Raw genomic sequence first — 317 nt, 5'->3', positions numbered from 1 at the left:
ACTGGCAACACCGCCTCCGCCACTGCCGACCCTTTCCCGATGTCGTGCCGCTGCTGTCCCGCCTGAGCCGACGCTTCCACCTCAGCCTGTTAACCAACGGCGCGCCAGCCATGCAGCGCACCAAAGTCAGCACGAGCGGACTGGAGGCGTTTTTTGACACCATTTTTGTTGGTGGCGAGTTTGCACGCGGCAAGCCTCACCCGGCCATCTTTGAGGCCGCACTCGAGGCGGCGGGCTGCCGACCCGAGCAGGTCATGCATGTCGGCGATTCGCTGCTGCACGATATTGTCGGTGCCCAGGCGGTCGGGATTCACGGC

1 protein-coding gene is annotated in these 317 nt (G+C 64.4%); it reads left to right on the top strand.

The annotated features are described in order from the left end of the window. On the top strand, positions 1–317 hold a 317-nt coding region (locus J4F42_08350; GenBank protein MCE2485507.1), incomplete at both ends, for an HAD family hydrolase.

Source organism: Desulfurellaceae bacterium (assembly GCA_021296095.1).
In the GTDB taxonomy this organism is placed as follows: Bacteria; Desulfobacterota; Binatia; order Bin18; family Bin18; genus JAAXHF01.
Note: the sequence above shows the minus strand (reverse complement) of the source record. Positions and strands in the feature narration are given on the sequence as shown.